This window comes from Chryseobacterium takakiae, from assembly GCF_900129385.1.
Lineage (GTDB): Bacteria > Bacteroidota > Bacteroidia > Flavobacteriales > Weeksellaceae > Chryseobacterium > Chryseobacterium takakiae.
On sequence record NZ_FQVO01000001.1, the window covers coordinates 96,124 to 113,789 of the forward strand.

A 17,666-nucleotide genomic window follows, 5' to 3' on the forward strand; every position below is an offset into this window, starting at 1 on the left:
TTGACTATGTAAATATAATATTATAACCAAAAAAACAATGGGCAGGTATACAATAAAAACAAAGTTTTTTTTATAATTTTGCTCAACTATTTCATAATAAATAAGCAAGAGCTCAACACATGAAAGAATTTTCTAAAGAGGTATACCTGAAGTGGTATGAAGATATGACAATGTGGAGAAGGTTTGAAGACAAATGCCGTTCTCTTTATCTAAAGCAAAAAATCAGAGGTTTTTTACATTTGTATAACGGTCAGGAGGCTATTCCTGCTGGATTTACCCATGCAATGGATTTAACCAAAGACAGTATGATCACTGCTTACAGATGCCACATCCATCCGATGGCGATGGGAGTAGATCCTAAAAGAATTATGGCCGAACTTTGTGGTAAAGCTACAGGTACGTCAGGAGGTATGGGTGGATCTATGCACATCTTCAGCAAAGAACACAGGTTCTACGGAGGACACGGTATCGTAGGAGGCCAGATTCCTTTAGGTGCCGGAATCGCTTTTGCAGATCAGTATTTTGACAGAAAAGCAGTGAATATCTGCTTCTTCGGAGATGGAGCGGCAAGACAGGGTTCATTACATGAAACGTTTAACATGGCCATGAACTGGAAACTTCCGGTAGTTTTTGTGGTGGAAAACAACCAATACGCAATGGGAACTTCCGTGAAAAGAACTGCCAACCACGAAGATATCTATAAATTAGGTTTAGGATACGAAATGCCTTGTCTTGCAGTAGATGCAATGGATCCTGAAAAAGTAGCTGAAGCTGCCTACGAAGCCATCGAGAGAGCAAGGAGAGGAGACGGACCTACTTTCATTGAAGCAAGAACATACCGTTTCAGAGGACACTCTATGTCTGATGCAGAACCGTACAGATCTAAAGAAGAAGTTGCGATCCACAAAAATGATGATCCTATTGAACTGATCAAACAAAGAATCCTGGCAAACAACTGGGCTACCGAAGAAGAATTGGAGGCAATGGATAATAAATCAAGAGATTTTGTGGAAGAGTGTATAGAATTCATGGAAAACTCACCCTATCCGGATGCAGAAAAAATCTACGAGTATGTATACGCTCAGCAAGATTACCCGTTCTTAGACAAATTAGAAAACTAAAAAATATTATTATTTGTAATTTGAAATTTGAAGTTTGAAATTCAGTGAATCTCAAATTTCGAATCTCAAATCTCAAATCTCAAATCAATAAAATTATGGCAGAAGTAATTACAATGCCACGTCTTTCCGATACAATGACGGAAGGGAAAGTGGCTAAATGGCATAAAAAAGTAGGAGATAAAGTAAAGGAAGGAGATATTTTAGCAGAAATTGAAACTGATAAAGCCGTTCAGGATTTTGAATCTGAAGTAGAAGGAACCCTTTTATACGTTGGAGTAGAAGAAGGAGGCGCTGCTGCTGTAGATTCTGTTTTGGCAATTATCGGTAATGACGGTGAAGATATCTCAGGATTAACCGGTGGGGAAGCTCCTAAATCCAATGATTCTGAAGAGAAAAAAACGGATGAAGACCATAAGACAGAAAATAACGCAACCAGTATAGAACAAGCTGACGCTGAAATTCCTGCAGGAGTGGAAGTGATTACTATGCCGAGACTTTCCGATACGATGACGGAAGGAAAAGTGGCTAAATGGCACAAAAACGTTGGAGATACCGTAAAAGAAGGAGATCTTCTTGCGGAGATCGAAACCGATAAGGCGGTTCAGGATTTTGAATCAGAATTCAACGGAGTGTTATTGAAGCAGGGGGTTGAAGAAGGGGGCGCTGCCCCGGTTGATTCCGTGTTAGCTATCATCGGACCAGAAGGAACTGATGTTTCGGGAGTTGGTGCTCCTAAAGCAACTTCTTCATCGTCAGAAAAGCCTGCTGAACAAAAAGCGGAATCTCAATCAGAAGAAAAAGCGGCTCCTGCTGCAAATTCTTCATCTTCAGATCGAGTTGCCATCTCTCCTTTAGCAAAGAAAATGGCGCAGGATAAAGGAGTGGATATCAACAGCATTCAGGGTTCAGGAGAAAACGGAAGAATCGTTAAAAAAGATATTGAAAATTACCAGCCTTCTGCAGCGAAACCAGCTGCTTCAGCTCCGGCTGCAAGTCCTGCTGCGGCTCAGGTGGCACTAAGCTTCGTTCAGGGTGAAGATACGGAAACTCCGAATTCTCAGGTGAGAAATGTTATCGCAAAACGTCTTTCTGAAAGTAAATTCACTGCGCCTCACTATTATCTGATGGTTGAAATCAACATGGATAAGGCAATTGAGGCGAGAAAAGAAATCAATGCTCTCCCGGATACCAAAATTTCTTTCAATGATATGATCATTAAGGCTACAGCTGTTGCTTTAAGAAAACATCCTCAGGTGAATTCAAGCTGGGCTGGTGATAAGATCATCCACAGAGGAAACATCAATGTGGGGGTAGCGGTTGCCATTCCGGACGGATTGGTTGTTCCGGTCCTTAAGAATACCGATCAAATGAACTACACGCAGATTTCTGCTGCGGTAAAAGATATGGCTGCAAGAGCGAAAAATAAAGGTCTTAAAGCAAATGAAATGGAAGGTTCTACATTCTCTATTTCAAATTTGGGAATGTTTGGTATCGAAACATTTACAAGTATTATCAACCAACCAAACTCTGCCATCCTTTCAGTAGGGGCCATTATTGAAAAACCGGTTGTGAAAAACGGACAGATCGTAGTTGGAAATATCATGAAGCTTTCATTAGCTTGTGATCACAGAGTGGTGGACGGTGCTACAGGAGCTCAGTTCTTACAGACTTTAAAAACGTATCTGGAAAATCCTTTAACTTTGTTACTGTAATTCAGGAAAAATTTTAAATAAATAGAAAGCTTACCATTATTTTTGGTAAGCTTTTTTATTTTTTAAGCTAATTTTAATTGGTATTCGCAAATTTTAGAATGATGATTGCTATATTTAATTTATGAAGTTGGGTAAAATAACATTAGACAAACAAAATATTTTTCTTTTATTACTGATACTAATGGTTGCAGCGGGAAAGCTAATTCCTTTCAGAGATGAGTATAACCAGTATTTCAATTTATCAGGATTCATTGACTGGGGAATCGCGGCTATTTTTTTATTATACGGATTAAAGCTTAATATTAAAGAAATTGTAAAAGATATATCCAACTGGAAACTTCATCTTTTGGTACAGTCCGGAACTTTTCTTCTTTTTCCTATGCTGGTATTTTTATTTTATGGATTTGCAAAAGATACTGTCTATTATACCACCTGGCTTTCCATATTTTTTCTTGCATGTCTTCCGTCCACCGTATCATCTTCGGTTGTTATGGTTTCCATTGCCAAAGGAAATGTGACTTCTGCTATATTTAATGCATCAATCTCAGGAATTATCGGGATTGTAATGACACCTTTACTGATGAGCTTTTTCATTCAGCCCGGACAGGAAAATATGGATAACTCGGAAATCATTCAACAATTATTGCTGAAAGTATTGCTGCCTATCATTTTAGGATTGTTGTTAAATCCGGTTTTAAAAAATATGGTTACGAAATACAGCAAGATTATTGCAGAGTTTGATAAGCTTATTATTCTTTTGATTGTTTATGAAAGTTTTTCAGAAGCTTTTACCCAAAATGTTTTTGCCTCCGTTTCACCCGTTATTTTTATCATCATTGCGCTAAGCATCATCGCTTTGTTTTTTTCAGTATATGAAATCCTGAAACTGATTTCTAAAAAACTGCATTTTAAACGAGAAGACGTCATAACGGCAACATTCTGCGGATCAAAAAAATCATTAGTTCATGGAAGTCTTTTTGTGATGGTTCTCGGAATTGCCGAGGATGAAAAAGTACTATTCCTGTTACCGGTGATGATTTATCACAGTTTTCAGCTGTTTTATGTGAGCTGGCTTGCCAATAAAATTGAGAAAAAATCTGAAATGACTAAAATATAACATAATAAAATTCCTTCTTTATTGCTTTTCAGGATTCAAATCAAATCACTATTTTTGGATTATGATTAAAGCAAGAAATATCCATAAATCTTATGGGAATTTAGAAGTATTAAAAGGTGTTGATATTCATATCAAAGTGGGTGAGGTTGTTTCAATTGTAGGAGAATCAGGAGCAGGAAAATCTACGCTTTTACAAATTTTGGGAACGCTGGATCAGCCAACGACTTCATCAAAGTTTGATACGGAGATTACCATTGCAGGTGAGTCTTTTATCAATATGAACGATAAACAGCTTTCTAAATTCAGAAACCAGAATATTGGTTTTGTATTTCAGTTTCACCAGCTTCTTCCTGAATTTACCGCACTGGAAAATGTACTTCTTCCAACGAAAATTGCCGGAGCCAATGAAAAAGAAGCCATGGATAAAGCATATGCTTTATTCGAAGATCTTAAAATAGAGCAGAGACTGCATCATAAACCCAACCAGTTATCCGGCGGTGAAGCTCAAAGAGTGGCTGTTGCCAGAGCTTTAATCAATTCTCCGAAAATCATTTTTGCAGATGAACCTACGGGAAATCTCGATTCTAAAAATGCGGATGATCTTCATAGGTTATTTTTTGATCTCAGGGATAAATACAACCAGACCTTTGTCATTGTTACCCACAACCCGAATCTGGCAGAAATCACCGACAGGAAACTGGTTATGAAAGACGGAATGATTATCGAGTAAAAAATCCGCAAATGATGAAATCCTTTATTCTCTCCCTTTTATTCCTTATTTCATTCTCTAAATTTGAATACCGGGATTCAGGCTCATCTGCTGTTTTGCCTGTATCAAGAATTTCGGAGATTAAAAAATTTATAAAAGGAAAAGATTACAATCAGGATCTTGCGATTTTTATCAATTTTAAAATTCATTCCGGAAAATACCGGTATTTTGTTTACGATCTTAAAAACAATAAAATTTTACAAAAGGCCATTGTTGCCCATGGGGACGGATCTGTAGTTAAAAATTCCTTTGCCCTGAAATTCAGTAATATTGACGGTTCACATCAATCGTCTTTGGGAAAATACGAAATCAGGGAAAGTTATTCAGGAAAGTTCGGAAAAGCATATCGATTGGACGGTCTTGATGAAACCAACAGCAATGCAAGATCAAGAGCAATCGTACTTCATTCTTATTATTGTATCCCTGACCAGGAATCTTCCAATCCTGCATGTTTAAGCTTCGGCTGTCCCATGCTTTCCAGAAAAGCATTTAACGAAACTTCAAAATTGATCAGCCAATCGAAAAAAACAATCATTTTATACGCATTTTATTAAAACTAAATAATTCATGAAAAACATCTCTATCCTTTCCGCATCACTTTTAATGGTGATTTCCTGTCAAAAAAAAGAACTTCATAAAGAAAATCTCTCGCTTAATCTTCAGAAGGGTTTTGAGCAGACCCTAATTTATGCTTCTTCCACCGATGGCAATAATAACGGCGGAATGAATGAAGCTACCGAAGTAAAATTCCGGGTAGATTCTGTAGACAAGAGTTCCAACTATTATATTACAGGAGAAATTATGAGAATGACTTTTAACCAAAAAATGTTTGGAGAAGAAATTCATTTTGATTCAAGAGAGGCTTCTGATAATGATGATGGAATGGGAGAAGAAATTAAACCGATGATTAACAATCCTTTTACATTTAAAATAGATAAATTCGGTAATATTCTTGAGAAGCAGAAATTTACAAAAGAAGCTGCAGATGAGAGTAGTTTAAGCACATATAATATTATTCCGTTTTCTTTTCCGAGAGAAACGGTGGAAGAGGGATTTACATGGAAAGTAGATACTTCCAATCCTTTAACAAAATCTATTATGCCGGTTACAAGCAGTTTTACGTACAAAGGCACTAAAGATAATAAGATTGAATTTGCCATCAATTCAACAATACAGGGCGTAGAAGGAATGATGAAAGATACGGATATTAAAGGAAAATATGTTTTCGACAGCAAAACAAAAGCTTTGATTTCTGCAGAAAGAAATATGCCGGTTCAGGTAGGTGGTGGTACTGCAACGTTTACCATTACTCCAAAAATTGAAGGTTTTTAATTATTCTTTTTTATGTCTATTAAATTTTTAGCTGAAGATGACCGGCCCCGTGAAAAATTTTTGCTGAAAGGCAAAAGTTCACTTTCAGATTCCGAGTTGCTAGCGATCATTATGGGAAGCGGAAATAAAGATGAAACAGCGGTAGAACTGGCAAGAAGGATCTTGGCTTCGGTAGATAACAACTGGAATCAGCTCAGTCTTCTGTCTGTAAAAGATTTAATGAAATTTAAAGGAGTGGGAGAGGTGAAGGCTATTTCCATTGCGGCCTCTCTGGAGATCGGGAGAAGAAGAGCCGGACAGGAAGTGCCGGAAAAACCTGTAATTTCAAACAGCAAAACGGCTTACGAGATTTTCAGAAATCACTTATCGGATCTGAGAACAGAAGAATTCTGGGCAATTTTTCTTAACAGGAGCAATAAGGTCATTCATTTTACGCAATTGACGCAGGGAGGAATTAATCAATCTATTGTAGATATCAGGGTTTTATTTAAAGCAGCGTTGGATCATTTTTCTACGGGAATTATCATTGCACACAATCATCCTTCAGGTAGCCTGCAGCCAAGCCGAGAAGACATTGAAATCACCCAAAAAATAAAAACAGCGGGAGAGACAATGAATATCCAGCTTCTGGATCATCTCATCATCACACAGAATTCTTATTTTAGCTTTTCAGACGACGGATTATTATGATAAGAAGACTAAAATATCACGAGGTTGATTTCCAGAAATATACAAAATGCTTAGAAAATTCTGTGCAGAAAAACTGGTATGCAAGAAAAGAAGTATTGGATGAGCTTTCCGGAAACTGGGAAGTTTTGGTATATGAAGACTATAAAGCCGTTTTACCGGTTCCGCTGAAGAAGAAGTTTGGAATCAACTTTGTCATTATGCCGCTGTTTTGCCAGCAGTTAGGCGTGTTTTCGGAGAAAGATGATGTAGTGATTAATGATTATTTTTTACGATTCCTGAAAAAAAATTATATAGTCTTTTTATATTCCTTTAACCAGCATAACTCATTTTCTGAAGGTTTAAGCATAAAAAAGAACTATACGATTCCCGTTTCGGATTATGTGATTTTACGAAGAAAAAAATATTTTAAGGGTAGAAAATCTACTGCAAAATGTGCACAGCATCTTATTTATAGAGAGATCGAATTGAATCAGGAACATCTTTCTTTCATTGAAAAGCATTTTAAAGGTTTAAAAAAAGAAACTGATATTAAGAAGTTTAAAGACTATCTGAACTTTCTCCATCACAATAAATCATTAAAATTGTGTGCAGCTTACCTGGACGACAAACTTATTAATGTAGCCGTCGTTGTTGACGAGAATACACAACTTTCTTTGCTCGCTTTAATTAATGATGAAAACTATAAAACCGAAAACGGACCTTCTTTTTTAATTGATAGAATCCTGAATATCTACATTCATCAGAAAAAATTTAACTTCATGGGAAGCAATATTCGCGGGATTGAAGTTTTTTTTAAAAGCTTTGGCGCAGAACTCCGGGCATACCCTTACCTGCAAAGTAAAATTTTAGAAAAACTCTCTTAATAGTACAGACATATTATTTTTATTTAAAGATATTTATGATGACCATTTCGATAAAAGTTCAAGTCTTTTAATGGCAATTAGAAAATTAATGAGAGTGCTTCGTTCTCTAAAAATTTAAGATAGAAAAGAATCGGAATACTTATATGATTTTCACGGTAAATTCAGAAAATATCACTAATTTTGCTACCTCAATTATGGCTAGTTTTTCAGGATACTTACCGTATGCATTTGCATTGATTATTGCAATACCTTTTCTGGTTTTGCTGAGACAATTCGTATTCACCTACATCAGGCTTAAGGAGCAGGAAATCAAACTGCTTACCGTGAAATCCAATACAGGAAACAAGGCACAGTCGTATGAAAGGATGACGCTTTTTATGGAAAGAATAAAGCCGTCTAATCTTATTCAGCGTTTCGATAAAGATCTTGCCGTTCATGAGTTCATTTTCCTTACCGAAAAAACCATTAACGAAGAATTCGACTATAATTCCTCCCAGCAGCTTTACATTACGAAAAATTCATGGAAAAATATCGTTGATTCCAAAAACGCCATCATAGAACTTCTTCACAAAACCTATAGTGAAATCAGTGGTAATGCTACGCTGGACGAGTTCAAGACCGTTTTCATCATGAATTTTATAAACGGGGAAGATTACATCTCCGCAACAATAGAAGACCTGAAAAGAGAAATTTTAATAATAACATAATTAAAAAAATAAATTCAATTAAATAATGATTCCAAATTTTAAAGCACATCCATGGCACGGTATTTCTGCAGGAGAAGATGCGCCAAATGTTGTAAATGTTTTCGTGGAGATCGTTCCTTCTGATACCATCAAATATGAAGTAGATAAAGAAACAGGGTTTTTAAAGGTAGACAGACCTCAGAAGTTTTCCAATATTATTCCGGCATTATACGGTTTTGTTCCGAGAACGTATTGCGATACTGCAGTAATGAATTTAGCCATTGAAAGAGGAGCCAATGATGTTACTATGGGAGATCATGATCCGCTGGATATCTGTGTCTTAAGCTCTCACAACATCCATGCAGGTGGTCTTTTGATGGAAGCTATTCCAATCGGTGGTTTCAAAATGATCGACGGAGGAGAAGCAGATGATAAAATTGTTGCCGTAATGATCGGCGATCATGCTTTCGGACATTTCAGAGATATTTCAGAATTGCCTGAAGCAGAAGTGAAACGATTAATGCACTATTTTTTAACCTATAAAAATCTACCGGACGAACCTGCAAAATGCAGAATCCAGGAAGTGTATGGCGCAGAGCACGCTAAAAAAGTGATTAAAGCTTCTCAGGAAGACTATTCTAATAAATACGGAGGATAAATTACCTCTCAGCAACATGATAAAAGGATAAATGGGTTTTTCATTTATCCTTTTTTTATTTCTTGATTTTTTTGGAGCTATTCCGGCTTTCGCTACTCGCTTTTTTGATTTTTGGGGCGCGGCTTCGCCGCGCCCCAAAAAATCAAAAAGAGCTCAGACATGCCGCTCAATCCGGGCTATTGAATACCAGCCAAAGCCATTTCCAAAACGAGCTTAAGCGTTTAACTTACTCATTTTTAAATAAGTGTAATATTTTTAAGCATATAGATCGGAATAATTCATTATATTTAATACTTTATTACCAAAAAAATATTAAACTATGGATCTATTTGTGTTAGTGCCAATTTTCGGTGTAGTAGCCTTACTGTACACTTTCATTCAAAGTAACTGGGTAAGCAAACAAAACGCAGGAAATGAAAAAATGAAAATAATCAGCGGACATATCGCTGACGGTGCGATGGCTTTCCTCAAGGCTGAGTACAAAATTTTAACCTACTTTGTAGTTATTGTAGCCATTCTTTTGGCTGTTATGGGTTCCACTAATGCCAATTCTCACTGGAGTATTGGTGTTGCTTTTGTTGTAGGAGCCGTATTTTCGGCGCTTGCTGGATTTATAGGAATGAAAATTGCCACAAAAGCCAATGTAAGAACGGCAGAAGCCGCTAGAACCTCACTTTCAAAAGCATTAAAGGTTTCTTTCACAGGAGGTTCCGTTATGGGAATGGGAGTTGCCGGACTGGCTGTTTTAGGATTAGGAGCTTTATTTTTAATCATCAAGCAGATATTTGCTCCCGATGCTCATGTAGATTCCCATGAGATGGAAAGAACCATTGAGATTCTTACAGGTTTCTCACTGGGTGCAGAGTCTATTGCTTTATTCGCAAGAGTAGGAGGCGGGATTTATACAAAAGCGGCAGACGTTGGGGCTGACCTTGTAGGAAAGGTGGAAGCTGGTATTCCGGAAGATGATCCTAGAAATCCGGCTACTATTGCCGATAATGTAGGAGATAATGTAGGAGATGTGGCTGGGATGGGTGCCGACCTTTTCGGCTCATATGTAGCAACAGTTTTGGCAACAATGGTTTTGGGAAGAGAAACCGTTTCTGAAGATTCATTCGGTGGTTTTGCGCCGATTCTTCTGCCGATGCTTATTGCCGGAACGGGAATAATTTTCTCTATCATAGGAACTTTATTTGTGAGAATAAATGATAATGAAGATTCATCAACATCAAATGTTCAGAATGCCTTAAATTTAGGGAACTGGGGGAGTATTGTTATTACTGCGATATCTTCTTATTTTCTGGTGAATTATATTTTACCTGATGAGATGGTTTTAAGGGGTCATGAATTTACTAAAATGGGCGTTTTCGGAGCCATCATGGTGGGATTGGTTGTGGGTACATTAATGAGCATCATTACAGAATATTATACCGCAATGGGCAAAAGACCGGTTTCCAGTATTGTAAGACAGTCTTCTACCGGGCATGCTACCAATATTATTGGCGGACTTTCCGTGGGCATGGAATCTACTTTACTTCCCATTATTGTTTTAGCGGGCGGAATTTACGGATCTTACCTTTGCGCCGGATTATACGGGGTAGCTATTGCTGCAGCAGGAATGATGGCTACAACGGCCATGCAGCTTGCCATCGACGCTTTCGGGCCTATTGCCGATAATGCAGGAGGAATTGCTGAAATGAGTGAATTACCTAAAGAAGTCCGTGAAAAAACAGATATTCTGGATGCCGTAGGAAATACAACAGCGGCAACAGGAAAAGGTTTTGCCATCGCTTCTGCGGCCTTAACAGCTCTCGCATTGTTCGCGGCTTTCGTAGGAATTGCAGGCATTGACGGAATAGATATATACAGAGCCGATGTTCTTGCCGGTTTATTTGTCGGAGGAATGATTCCGTTTATCTTCTCTTCTCTTGCGATTACCGCAGTAGGACAGGCCGCCATGGCAATGGTAGAAGAAGTAAGAAGACAGTTCCGGGAAATTCCGGGAATTCTGGAAGGAAAAGCACAACCCGAATACGAAAAATGCGTAGCTATTTCTACCGACGCTTCTATTAAAAAGATGATGCTTCCGGGAGCTATTGCCATCGTTTCACCTTTGTTGATTGGCTTTATATTCGGACCTGAAGTATTAGGTGGATTTCTGGCCGGAGCAACGGTTTCCGGTGTTTTGATGGGAATGTTCCAGAATAATGCCGGAGGTGCCTGGGATAATGCCAAAAAATCCTTTGAAAAAGGAGTGAACATCAACGGACAGACTTATTATAAAGGTTCTGATCCTCATAAAGCATCGGTGACTGGTGATACAGTGGGAGATCCTTTTAAAGATACTTCCGGACCTTCCATGAATATTTTGATTAAGCTGATGTCTATTGTTTCTTTGGTTATTGCTCCTACATTAGCTGTTCTTCATAAAGATAAAATCGAGGCCAACAGAAAAGCCAAAATTGAAAGTTTGACGGGTACAACCAGCGCTGTTGCTGTTCCCGGTAGTGCGACTATGGCACTAGCTCCTGCAGAAGTTAAAGGATATCTGAATGAAAATGGCGATTTTGTATACGATACCGGAACATTAAAAGAAGTACAGTTAAAAAGCGGTAAAAAGATCTCCATTGGAGAAAGCAGTCAGCTTTACAAAATGTATGAGTTGGTAAAAAATAAAGATCAGGCTGTTTTGGATCCTAATAAATGGTTTACTATAGAAAATCTTTATTTTGAAACCGGAGCAAGTGAATTAAGACCTGGCTCAGAAGCACAGCTTTTAAATCTGGTGGAAATTCTTGATTCATATCCAACCATGAGGATAAAATTAGGAGGTTATACCGATAATTCAGGAAATGAGGAAAGCAATCTTAAACTTTCTAACCTGAGAGCACAAACTGCAAAACTTAAGCTTCTGGAGCTGGGAATTGCCGGCGACAGGGTAGAAGCTGAAGGATACGGCGCGCAATATCCTGTTTGTGCAGCAAATGATACTGATGAATGTATGGCAAAAAACAGAAGGATTGATGTAAGAGTTTTAAGTCTTTAAACCATATAATTTAAGAATACTAAGCACTGCAGAAGCGGTGCTTTTTTTATTTAACTAAAATTTATCCATTTAAATTGTTATTCGGTTTGAAATATTAAAGGTTTTTTTTCAGATGTTCCAGTGCATTGATGATAAGCTCATCATTTTTAGCAAAGCTGAACCGTATATAATCCGAATTATTTTTTGAATTATAAAATGCAGAAAGCGGAAGACAGGCTACGCCTTTATCTATGGTAAGCCATTTTGAAAACTCAACATCAGTCATGGTTTTAGAAATATTCCGGAAATTAACGATCTGGAAAACAGCACCTTCAGCTATATGTTCGACAATAAAAGGTGTTTCTTTAATCATACCGTTAAAAATATCACGCTTTTTCTGCATAAGATGTTGATTCTGATAGGGATCAAAAATATCAAGATATTTTGCTATCGCATGCTGGCAGGGCGAATTGGCACTGTATGAAATATATTGTTGGTGACATCTGAACTTTGCTGTAAGATTTTCTGAAGATAATAGATAACTCACTTTCCATCCTGTAGAGTGAAACATTTTACCAAAAGAAAAAATACAAAAGCACCTTTTCTTAAGTTCGGGGTGAAGAAAGGCACTGTAATGCGCAGTTCCATCATAGCAATAGGTGTCATAAATTTCCTCTGAAATAAGATAGATTTCCTGATCTTTTATGAGCTCATAAAGCTGATTCCAGTCTTTTTGAGACCATATTTTCCCGGTAGGATTTTGTGGAGAATTAATGATGATTGCTTTGGTCTTTTCTGAAATGCAGCCACCGAATTTTTCCCAGTTGATACTAAAATCATACTCTAAGTCATAATAAACAGGAGTTCCGTGATTCAGAACAATTGATGGACCGTAAGTATAATACGAAGGTTGTATAACAATGACTTCATCTCCTTGGTTAATAATGCATTTTAATGCTGTATATAAAGTAAAAGTTGCACATGGAGTAATGGTAACTTCATTTTGGTTCAGAAAAATACGGTTGCTTCTTCTGGAGTTATAACGAATAATACTGTCAATCAATAGAGGATTTCCGGCAAGGGGCTCATAATGATGCGTGGAGAAGTCAGCAGCCTCTTTCAGAAATGCTTTCAGCTTTGGATCAATATCAAAATCCGCAAGACCCAAAGAGAGATCGAAGCTGTTGTTTTTTACAGCCAATTCGGACATTTCAGAAAAAAAGGAGTAATGGGTAAATCCGTAAACTTTCTCCATATATTGCATTTATATCAAATATAAGAAATTTACCTATTCAAAGGAATGTAAATTAATTTTGTTATTTTTAGGCAAATTATTAATAAAATGAGAAAACTATTAGTTCCTGCATTTTTGGCAGTTATAATGACAAGTTGTGGAACTGCCAAAACCGCTTCCGATGTTTCTTCATCCCAAAATTCATCAGCTGTAAAGGGTGATAAAACTTTTGTATCTGCCTATAAAGAAATTAAAGCTGCAGATCTTAAGAAGAACTTATACGTGATTGCGTCTGATGAAATGGAAGGGCGTGATACCGGAAGTCCCGGACAGAAAAGAGCAGGAGAATATATGGTAAATTATTATAAAAACCTGGGAATTTCATTTCCAAAGGCTCTGGGTTCTTATTATCAGAAAGTTCCTTCTGATTTTATGAAAAAAAGAGGCGGATCAAATCTTCCGGATTCTGAAAATATTCTTGCTTTTATTGAAGGATCTGAAAAACCTGATGAAGTAGTGGTTGTTTCCGCACATTACGACCATGTCGGTATGCAGAATGGCGTTGTGTACAATGGTGCAGATGATGACGGAAGCGGAACGGTAGCCGTTATGGAAATTGCAAAAGCATTCCAGGCTGCAAAAAAAGCAGGAAAAGGACCTAAAAGATCCATCTTATTTCTTCATGTGACCGGAGAAGAACACGGTCTTTTCGGTTCTGAATATTATACTGATAATCCGGTATTTCCGCTTGCCAATACGGTGGTTGACCTTAATATTGATATGATTGGCCGCGATGATCCTGAAAACAGAGGAAAACAGTATGTGTATGTCATTGGATCTGAAATGCTGAGTTCTCAGCTGAAAGTAATTAATGAAGAAGCCAATAAAAGAACGAATAACCTCGAACTGAATTACAAATACGATGATCCAAATGATCCCCAAAGGTTATATTACCGGTCTGACCATTATAATTTTGCCAAAAATAATGTTCCAGTTGCTTTTTTCTTCGACGGGATTCATGAAGATTACCATAAACCAACAGATGATGTTGAAAAAATCGATTATGAGCTGCTTGCCAAAAGAACCCAGCTTGTTTTCGCAACAGCCTGGGAAATTGCCAACAGACCCGACAGAATTATTGTTGATAAAAAATAAATTAAAGAAAAGGCAGATGGCTAAAAGTTGTTTGCCTTTATTAATATTGCCAAATATAAACTTATGAATCATAATCCAAAATCTATACGCCCTTTTGTAGGATCTGAAAACTTTGAAATGAGCAGGAACTTTTATAAAGACCTTGGTTTTGAAGAAGTGGTTTTAGAACCGAAACTTTCACTTTTCCGATGGAAAGAAGTTGCATTTTATCTTCAGGACGCTTATGTAAAAGACTGGATTGATAATACCATGCTCTTTATTGAAGTAGACAATACGGATGAGTTTTGGAGTTACCTGAGCTCCCTCAACCTTACTGATAAATATCCGGGAGTAAAATTATTACCGGTAAAAACAATGCCATGGGGAAAAGAATGCTTTGTAATTGATCCGTGCGGAATTTTGTGGCACTTTGGAGAATTTTTTAATTCTTAAAAACATATCAATTGAAATTGATATTAATATTAATAATTAATATTGATAAATGATTTACGCATTTGACAGTTATTACTTCGGAGACCGGGCAAAAACAGTATGTATTGCTTTTGAAAACTGGGATTCTGAAACTGAAGCTAAAATTTTTACCCAGACAACAGCAGTAGCAGCAAATTATGAAAGCGGAGCATTCTACAAAAGAGAATTGCCTTGCATCCTGAGTCTTCTGAGAAGTATTGAACTAAAAAAAGATGATCTGATTATTGTTGACGGATATGTGACGCTGGATAATACAGGAAAAATAGGACTGGGAGGACATTTGTTTGAATCTCTGGAAAGAAAATTTACTGTAGTCGGGATTGCAAAAAACGGATTTAATTCAGAGGATGACCAAAGAAGAAATGTTTATAGAGGAGAAAGTAAAACGCCGTTATTTGTGACTGCTATAGGAGCTGATGTAGATGAAATTACATTAAGAGTAGAAAAGATGCATGGAAAATTCAGAATTCCGACATTACTAAAAAAACTTGATCAGCTAACAAGGATTAAATAGTTTCAATTTCAGCTGACAATGACAAATGTCAGTGCTTATCTATTTTTAATTATTCTAAATAAAACTTATATTTGTGTTGTTAGTTTTAAGAGATAAAATATTTCTTAATCATATCCATATCAATTTTTGTTTTAAAACCGGCGGCTGGCCTGCCGGTTTATTTGTTACTATAAATTGTGGTCTCACCAAGAATCGAACTTGGATCTAAAGTTTAGGAAACTTCTATTCTATCCGTTGAACTATGAGACCTTTCATCAAATGTATAAAATATTTTAATTAAATGAAAGAATCCGCTCTTTAGGAACGGATTCAGTAGATAAAAACATCTCATTTTTTTAATTAGACAACAATAAAAAAGCACAGCCGACAATGCTGTGCTTAAATTTTTATAAATTTAATTGCGATTTCAGAGTTGAAAAAAGCAAAATATGTTTCCACTTCAGTTGTATTACATAGTAAATGTAGAAATAAAAAATCTTATAAACAATAATTAAATGTTAAAATTCACAGGTTATCCACAAAAAAATGTGGATAAGTCTGATTATTTTTTTACCAAAATTTTATCTGTCGCTTTTCTGCTTAAAATTTCCTGCTTTCCGTCAACTTCAACAGTAATGGATTTATCAAAGCTTTCAATTTTTAAAATTCTGATTTTTTTGTTCAGCAGTAGATTTCTCTCGGTAAGATAATTAAGGAAAGAATCGTCAGAAAGCGTCACTGAAGCAAATACAACGGTTTCTCCCACATGGCATGAACTTAATTTCTGCAGATCCTGTGCAATAATATTTCCATCCTTATCAGGAATTGGTTCTCCATGAGGATCAAATTTCGGGTGATCCAGAATCTCGTCCATTTTATCAAAGAAAAGGGTAGAGTGTACATGTTCCAGCTGTTCTGCAATTTCATGCACATTTTCCCAGCCAAAGTTCATTTTTTTTACAAGAAACATTTCGGTAAGGCGGTGTTTTCTTACTACCAAAGCAGCCTCGCGTCTTCCTTTTTCGGTAACGATAAGCGGTTTATAGGTTTCATAGATGACCCAGTTTTTTTCGGCAAACTTTTTCATCATATTATTTACACTCGGCATTTTTACGGATAAAAACTTGCTGAGCTCATTAATCGTCACTTTATTTTCACTGTCGACAAGATGAAATAAAGCTTTCAGGTAATTTTCTTCCGTAAGTGTTGTTTTCAAATGTTAGATGCTTTTTATGACAAATCTAACAAAATATTATGAATATTGTACGACTGTTCTTTTTAGTTTTTCTAATTTTACACTATGAAATTTTCTTTTAAAAACGATTATTCCGAAGGTTGTCATCCCAATATTTTAAATGCTTTATTATCTTATAATGGTGATCAGCAGGCAGGTTACGGAGAAGACCAATATTCTTTGGAAGCAAAAAAACTTATACAACAAAAAATACAATCTGATTCTGATATTTATTTTGTCTCCGGAGGAACGCAGGCCAATCTAATTGTTATTTCTTCAATACTAAAACCTTATCAGTGTGTCATTTCGGCATCTACAGGACATATTTTAAATAATGAAACAGGAGCCATAGAAGCAACCGGCCACAAAATTTTAAGTATCGAAAAAGAGGATGGTAAACTGAAACCAGAAGATATTATCCCTGTATTGGAAAGTCATAGAAATATTCCGCACCAGGTAATGCCGAAACTTGTTTATCTATCGAATTCTACAGAATTGGGGACCGTTTACACGCTGGCTGAGCTTGAAAGGCTTTCATCATTTTGCAAAGAAAATAATCTTTATATTTTTATAGATGGCGCAAGATTGGGACATGGGCTCACTGCAGAGACCACAGATCTTACCCTCCAAAAAGTTGCAGAACTTACCGATGTTTTTTATCTCGGAGGTACCAAAAACGGCGCATTGATAGGAGAGGCCATTGTTATCAACAATAAAGAACTGCAGCAGGATTTTGCGTTTAATATTAAACAGAAAGGCGCTTTGCTGGCAAAAGGAAGACTTCTGGGAATTCAGTTTTTAGAATTGATGAAAGATGATCTGTATTTCGAGCTTGCGGCACATGCAAACCGTCAGGCAATGAAAATTAAAAATGCGATGAAAGAAAGGGGAGTAGGGTTTCTTTCTGACACTTATACCAACCAGATTTTTCCTATTCTGAGTAATAGTCTTATTGAAAAACTGTCTGAGAAATTTGAGTTTTATATCTGGAAAAAAATGGAAGATGATTTTTCAGCGATTCGCCTCATCACTTCCTGGAACACTGCGGATCAGCCGGTAGAAGAATTTATTAAAATGATTAATAATGAATTATAAAAAACAGCCTT

At 36.7% G+C, this 17,666-nt stretch carries 17 protein-coding genes and 1 tRNA gene; 15 read left to right on the forward strand and 3 right to left on the reverse strand.

The window, feature by feature from the left end; all coding sequences use genetic code 11:
* Nucleotides 1-119 precede the first annotated feature (119 nt).
* The 11 genes from pdhA to BUA76_RS00510 all read left to right on the forward strand — a co-directional run bounded on the left by pdhA (nucleotide 120) and on the right by BUA76_RS00510 (nucleotide 11,994).
* Nucleotides 120-1,121, forward strand: coding sequence for a pyruvate dehydrogenase (acetyl-transferring) E1 component subunit alpha (gene pdhA, locus BUA76_RS00460; protein ID WP_072882555.1), 1,002 nt, complete (start codon nucleotides 120-122; stop codon nucleotides 1,119-1,121).
* 95 nt (nucleotides 1,122-1,216) lie between these two features.
* Nucleotides 1,217-2,833: a pyruvate dehydrogenase complex dihydrolipoamide acetyltransferase gene (locus BUA76_RS00465; RefSeq protein ID WP_072882557.1), complete on the forward strand. Its 1,617-nt coding sequence runs from the start codon at nucleotides 1,217-1,219 to the stop codon at nucleotides 2,831-2,833.
* A 121-nt stretch (nucleotides 2,834-2,954) separates the two neighbouring features.
* The gene (locus BUA76_RS00470) at nucleotides 2,955-3,950 is read left to right on the forward strand and encodes a bile acid:sodium symporter (RefSeq protein ID WP_072882560.1); all 996 of its coding nucleotides are present in this window, start codon (nucleotides 2,955-2,957) and stop codon (nucleotides 3,948-3,950) included.
* Nucleotides 3,951-4,011: 61 nt separating this feature from the next.
* Nucleotides 4,012-4,680 carry an ABC transporter ATP-binding protein gene (locus BUA76_RS00475; protein WP_072882562.1) on the forward strand — a complete coding sequence of 223 codons (669 nt, stop codon included), beginning with the start codon at nucleotides 4,012-4,014 and terminating at the stop codon, nucleotides 4,678-4,680.
* An 11-nt stretch (nucleotides 4,681-4,691) separates the two neighbouring features.
* Nucleotides 4,692-5,273, forward strand: a complete 582-nt coding sequence (locus BUA76_RS00480) for a murein L,D-transpeptidase catalytic domain-containing protein (protein WP_072882565.1) — start codon at nucleotides 4,692-4,694, stop codon at nucleotides 5,271-5,273.
* Between the two features lie 13 nt (nucleotides 5,274-5,286).
* A complete protein-coding gene (locus BUA76_RS00485; RefSeq protein ID WP_072882568.1) occupies nucleotides 5,287-6,051 on the forward strand; it encodes a DUF6263 family protein in 765 nt (254 codons plus the stop codon).
* Nucleotides 6,052-6,063: 12 nt separating this feature from the next.
* Complete coding sequence (gene radC, locus BUA76_RS00490; RefSeq protein WP_072882570.1) at nucleotides 6,064-6,741, forward strand: RadC family protein; 678 nt, start codon at nucleotides 6,064-6,066, stop codon at nucleotides 6,739-6,741.
* A complete protein-coding gene (locus BUA76_RS00495; RefSeq protein WP_072882573.1) occupies nucleotides 6,738-7,604 on the forward strand; it encodes a hypothetical protein in 867 nt (288 codons plus the stop codon). Before radC ends, BUA76_RS00495 begins: the two co-directional genes overlap by 4 nt.
* Before the next feature lie 194 nt (nucleotides 7,605-7,798).
* Nucleotides 7,799-8,311, forward strand: a complete 513-nt coding sequence (locus tag BUA76_RS00500; protein ID WP_072883347.1) for a DUF7935 family protein — start codon at nucleotides 7,799-7,801, stop codon at nucleotides 8,309-8,311.
* Between the two features lie 25 nt (nucleotides 8,312-8,336).
* Entirely contained in the window at nucleotides 8,337-8,948 is a 612-nt protein-coding gene (locus tag BUA76_RS00505; protein WP_072882575.1) for an inorganic pyrophosphatase, read from the forward strand.
* A 319-nt stretch (nucleotides 8,949-9,267) separates the two neighbouring features.
* The gene (locus BUA76_RS00510) at nucleotides 9,268-11,994 is read left to right on the forward strand and encodes a sodium-translocating pyrophosphatase (RefSeq protein WP_072882577.1); all 2,727 of its coding nucleotides are present in this window, start codon (nucleotides 9,268-9,270) and stop codon (nucleotides 11,992-11,994) included.
* 94 nt (nucleotides 11,995-12,088) lie between these two features.
* Here the strand turns inward: BUA76_RS00510 and BUA76_RS00515 are convergent, their stop codons facing one another.
* Nucleotides 12,089-13,228, reverse strand: a complete 1,140-nt coding sequence (locus BUA76_RS00515) for an aminotransferase class I/II-fold pyridoxal phosphate-dependent enzyme (protein ID WP_072883348.1) — start codon at nucleotides 13,226-13,228, stop codon at nucleotides 12,089-12,091.
* 87 nt (nucleotides 13,229-13,315) lie between these two features.
* On the opposite strand from BUA76_RS00515, the gene BUA76_RS00520 reads away from it, so the two are divergent.
* The 3 genes from BUA76_RS00520 (at nucleotide 13,316) to BUA76_RS00530 (ending at nucleotide 15,347) form a co-directional block, all read left to right on the forward strand.
* Entirely contained in the window at nucleotides 13,316-14,362 is a 1,047-nt protein-coding gene (locus BUA76_RS00520) for a M28 family metallopeptidase (protein WP_072882580.1), read from the forward strand.
* A 63-nt stretch (nucleotides 14,363-14,425) separates the two neighbouring features.
* Nucleotides 14,426-14,794, forward strand: coding sequence for a VOC family protein (locus tag BUA76_RS00525; RefSeq protein WP_072882582.1), 369 nt, complete (start codon nucleotides 14,426-14,428; stop codon nucleotides 14,792-14,794).
* Nucleotides 14,795-14,843: 49 nt separating this feature from the next.
* Nucleotides 14,844-15,347, forward strand: coding sequence for an endonuclease V (locus BUA76_RS00530; RefSeq protein ID WP_072882585.1), 504 nt, complete (start codon nucleotides 14,844-14,846; stop codon nucleotides 15,345-15,347).
* A gap of 177 nt (nucleotides 15,348-15,524) precedes the next feature.
* Here BUA76_RS00530 and BUA76_RS00535 read toward each other — a convergent pair.
* Both BUA76_RS00535 and BUA76_RS00540 read right to left on the reverse strand, forming a co-directional pair.
* Nucleotides 15,525-15,596 (reverse strand) — tRNA-Arg (locus BUA76_RS00535).
* Nucleotides 15,597-15,888: 292 nt separating this feature from the next.
* Nucleotides 15,889-16,542, reverse strand: coding sequence for a metal-dependent transcriptional regulator (locus BUA76_RS00540; RefSeq protein ID WP_072882587.1), 654 nt, complete (start codon nucleotides 16,540-16,542; stop codon nucleotides 15,889-15,891).
* Nucleotides 16,543-16,626: 84 nt separating this feature from the next.
* Here BUA76_RS00540 and BUA76_RS00545 point away from each other — a divergent pair, with 84 nt between their 5' ends.
* Entirely contained in the window at nucleotides 16,627-17,655 is a 1,029-nt protein-coding gene (locus tag BUA76_RS00545; protein ID WP_072882589.1) for a threonine aldolase family protein, read from the forward strand.
* Nucleotides 17,656-17,666: the final 11 nt, after the last annotated feature.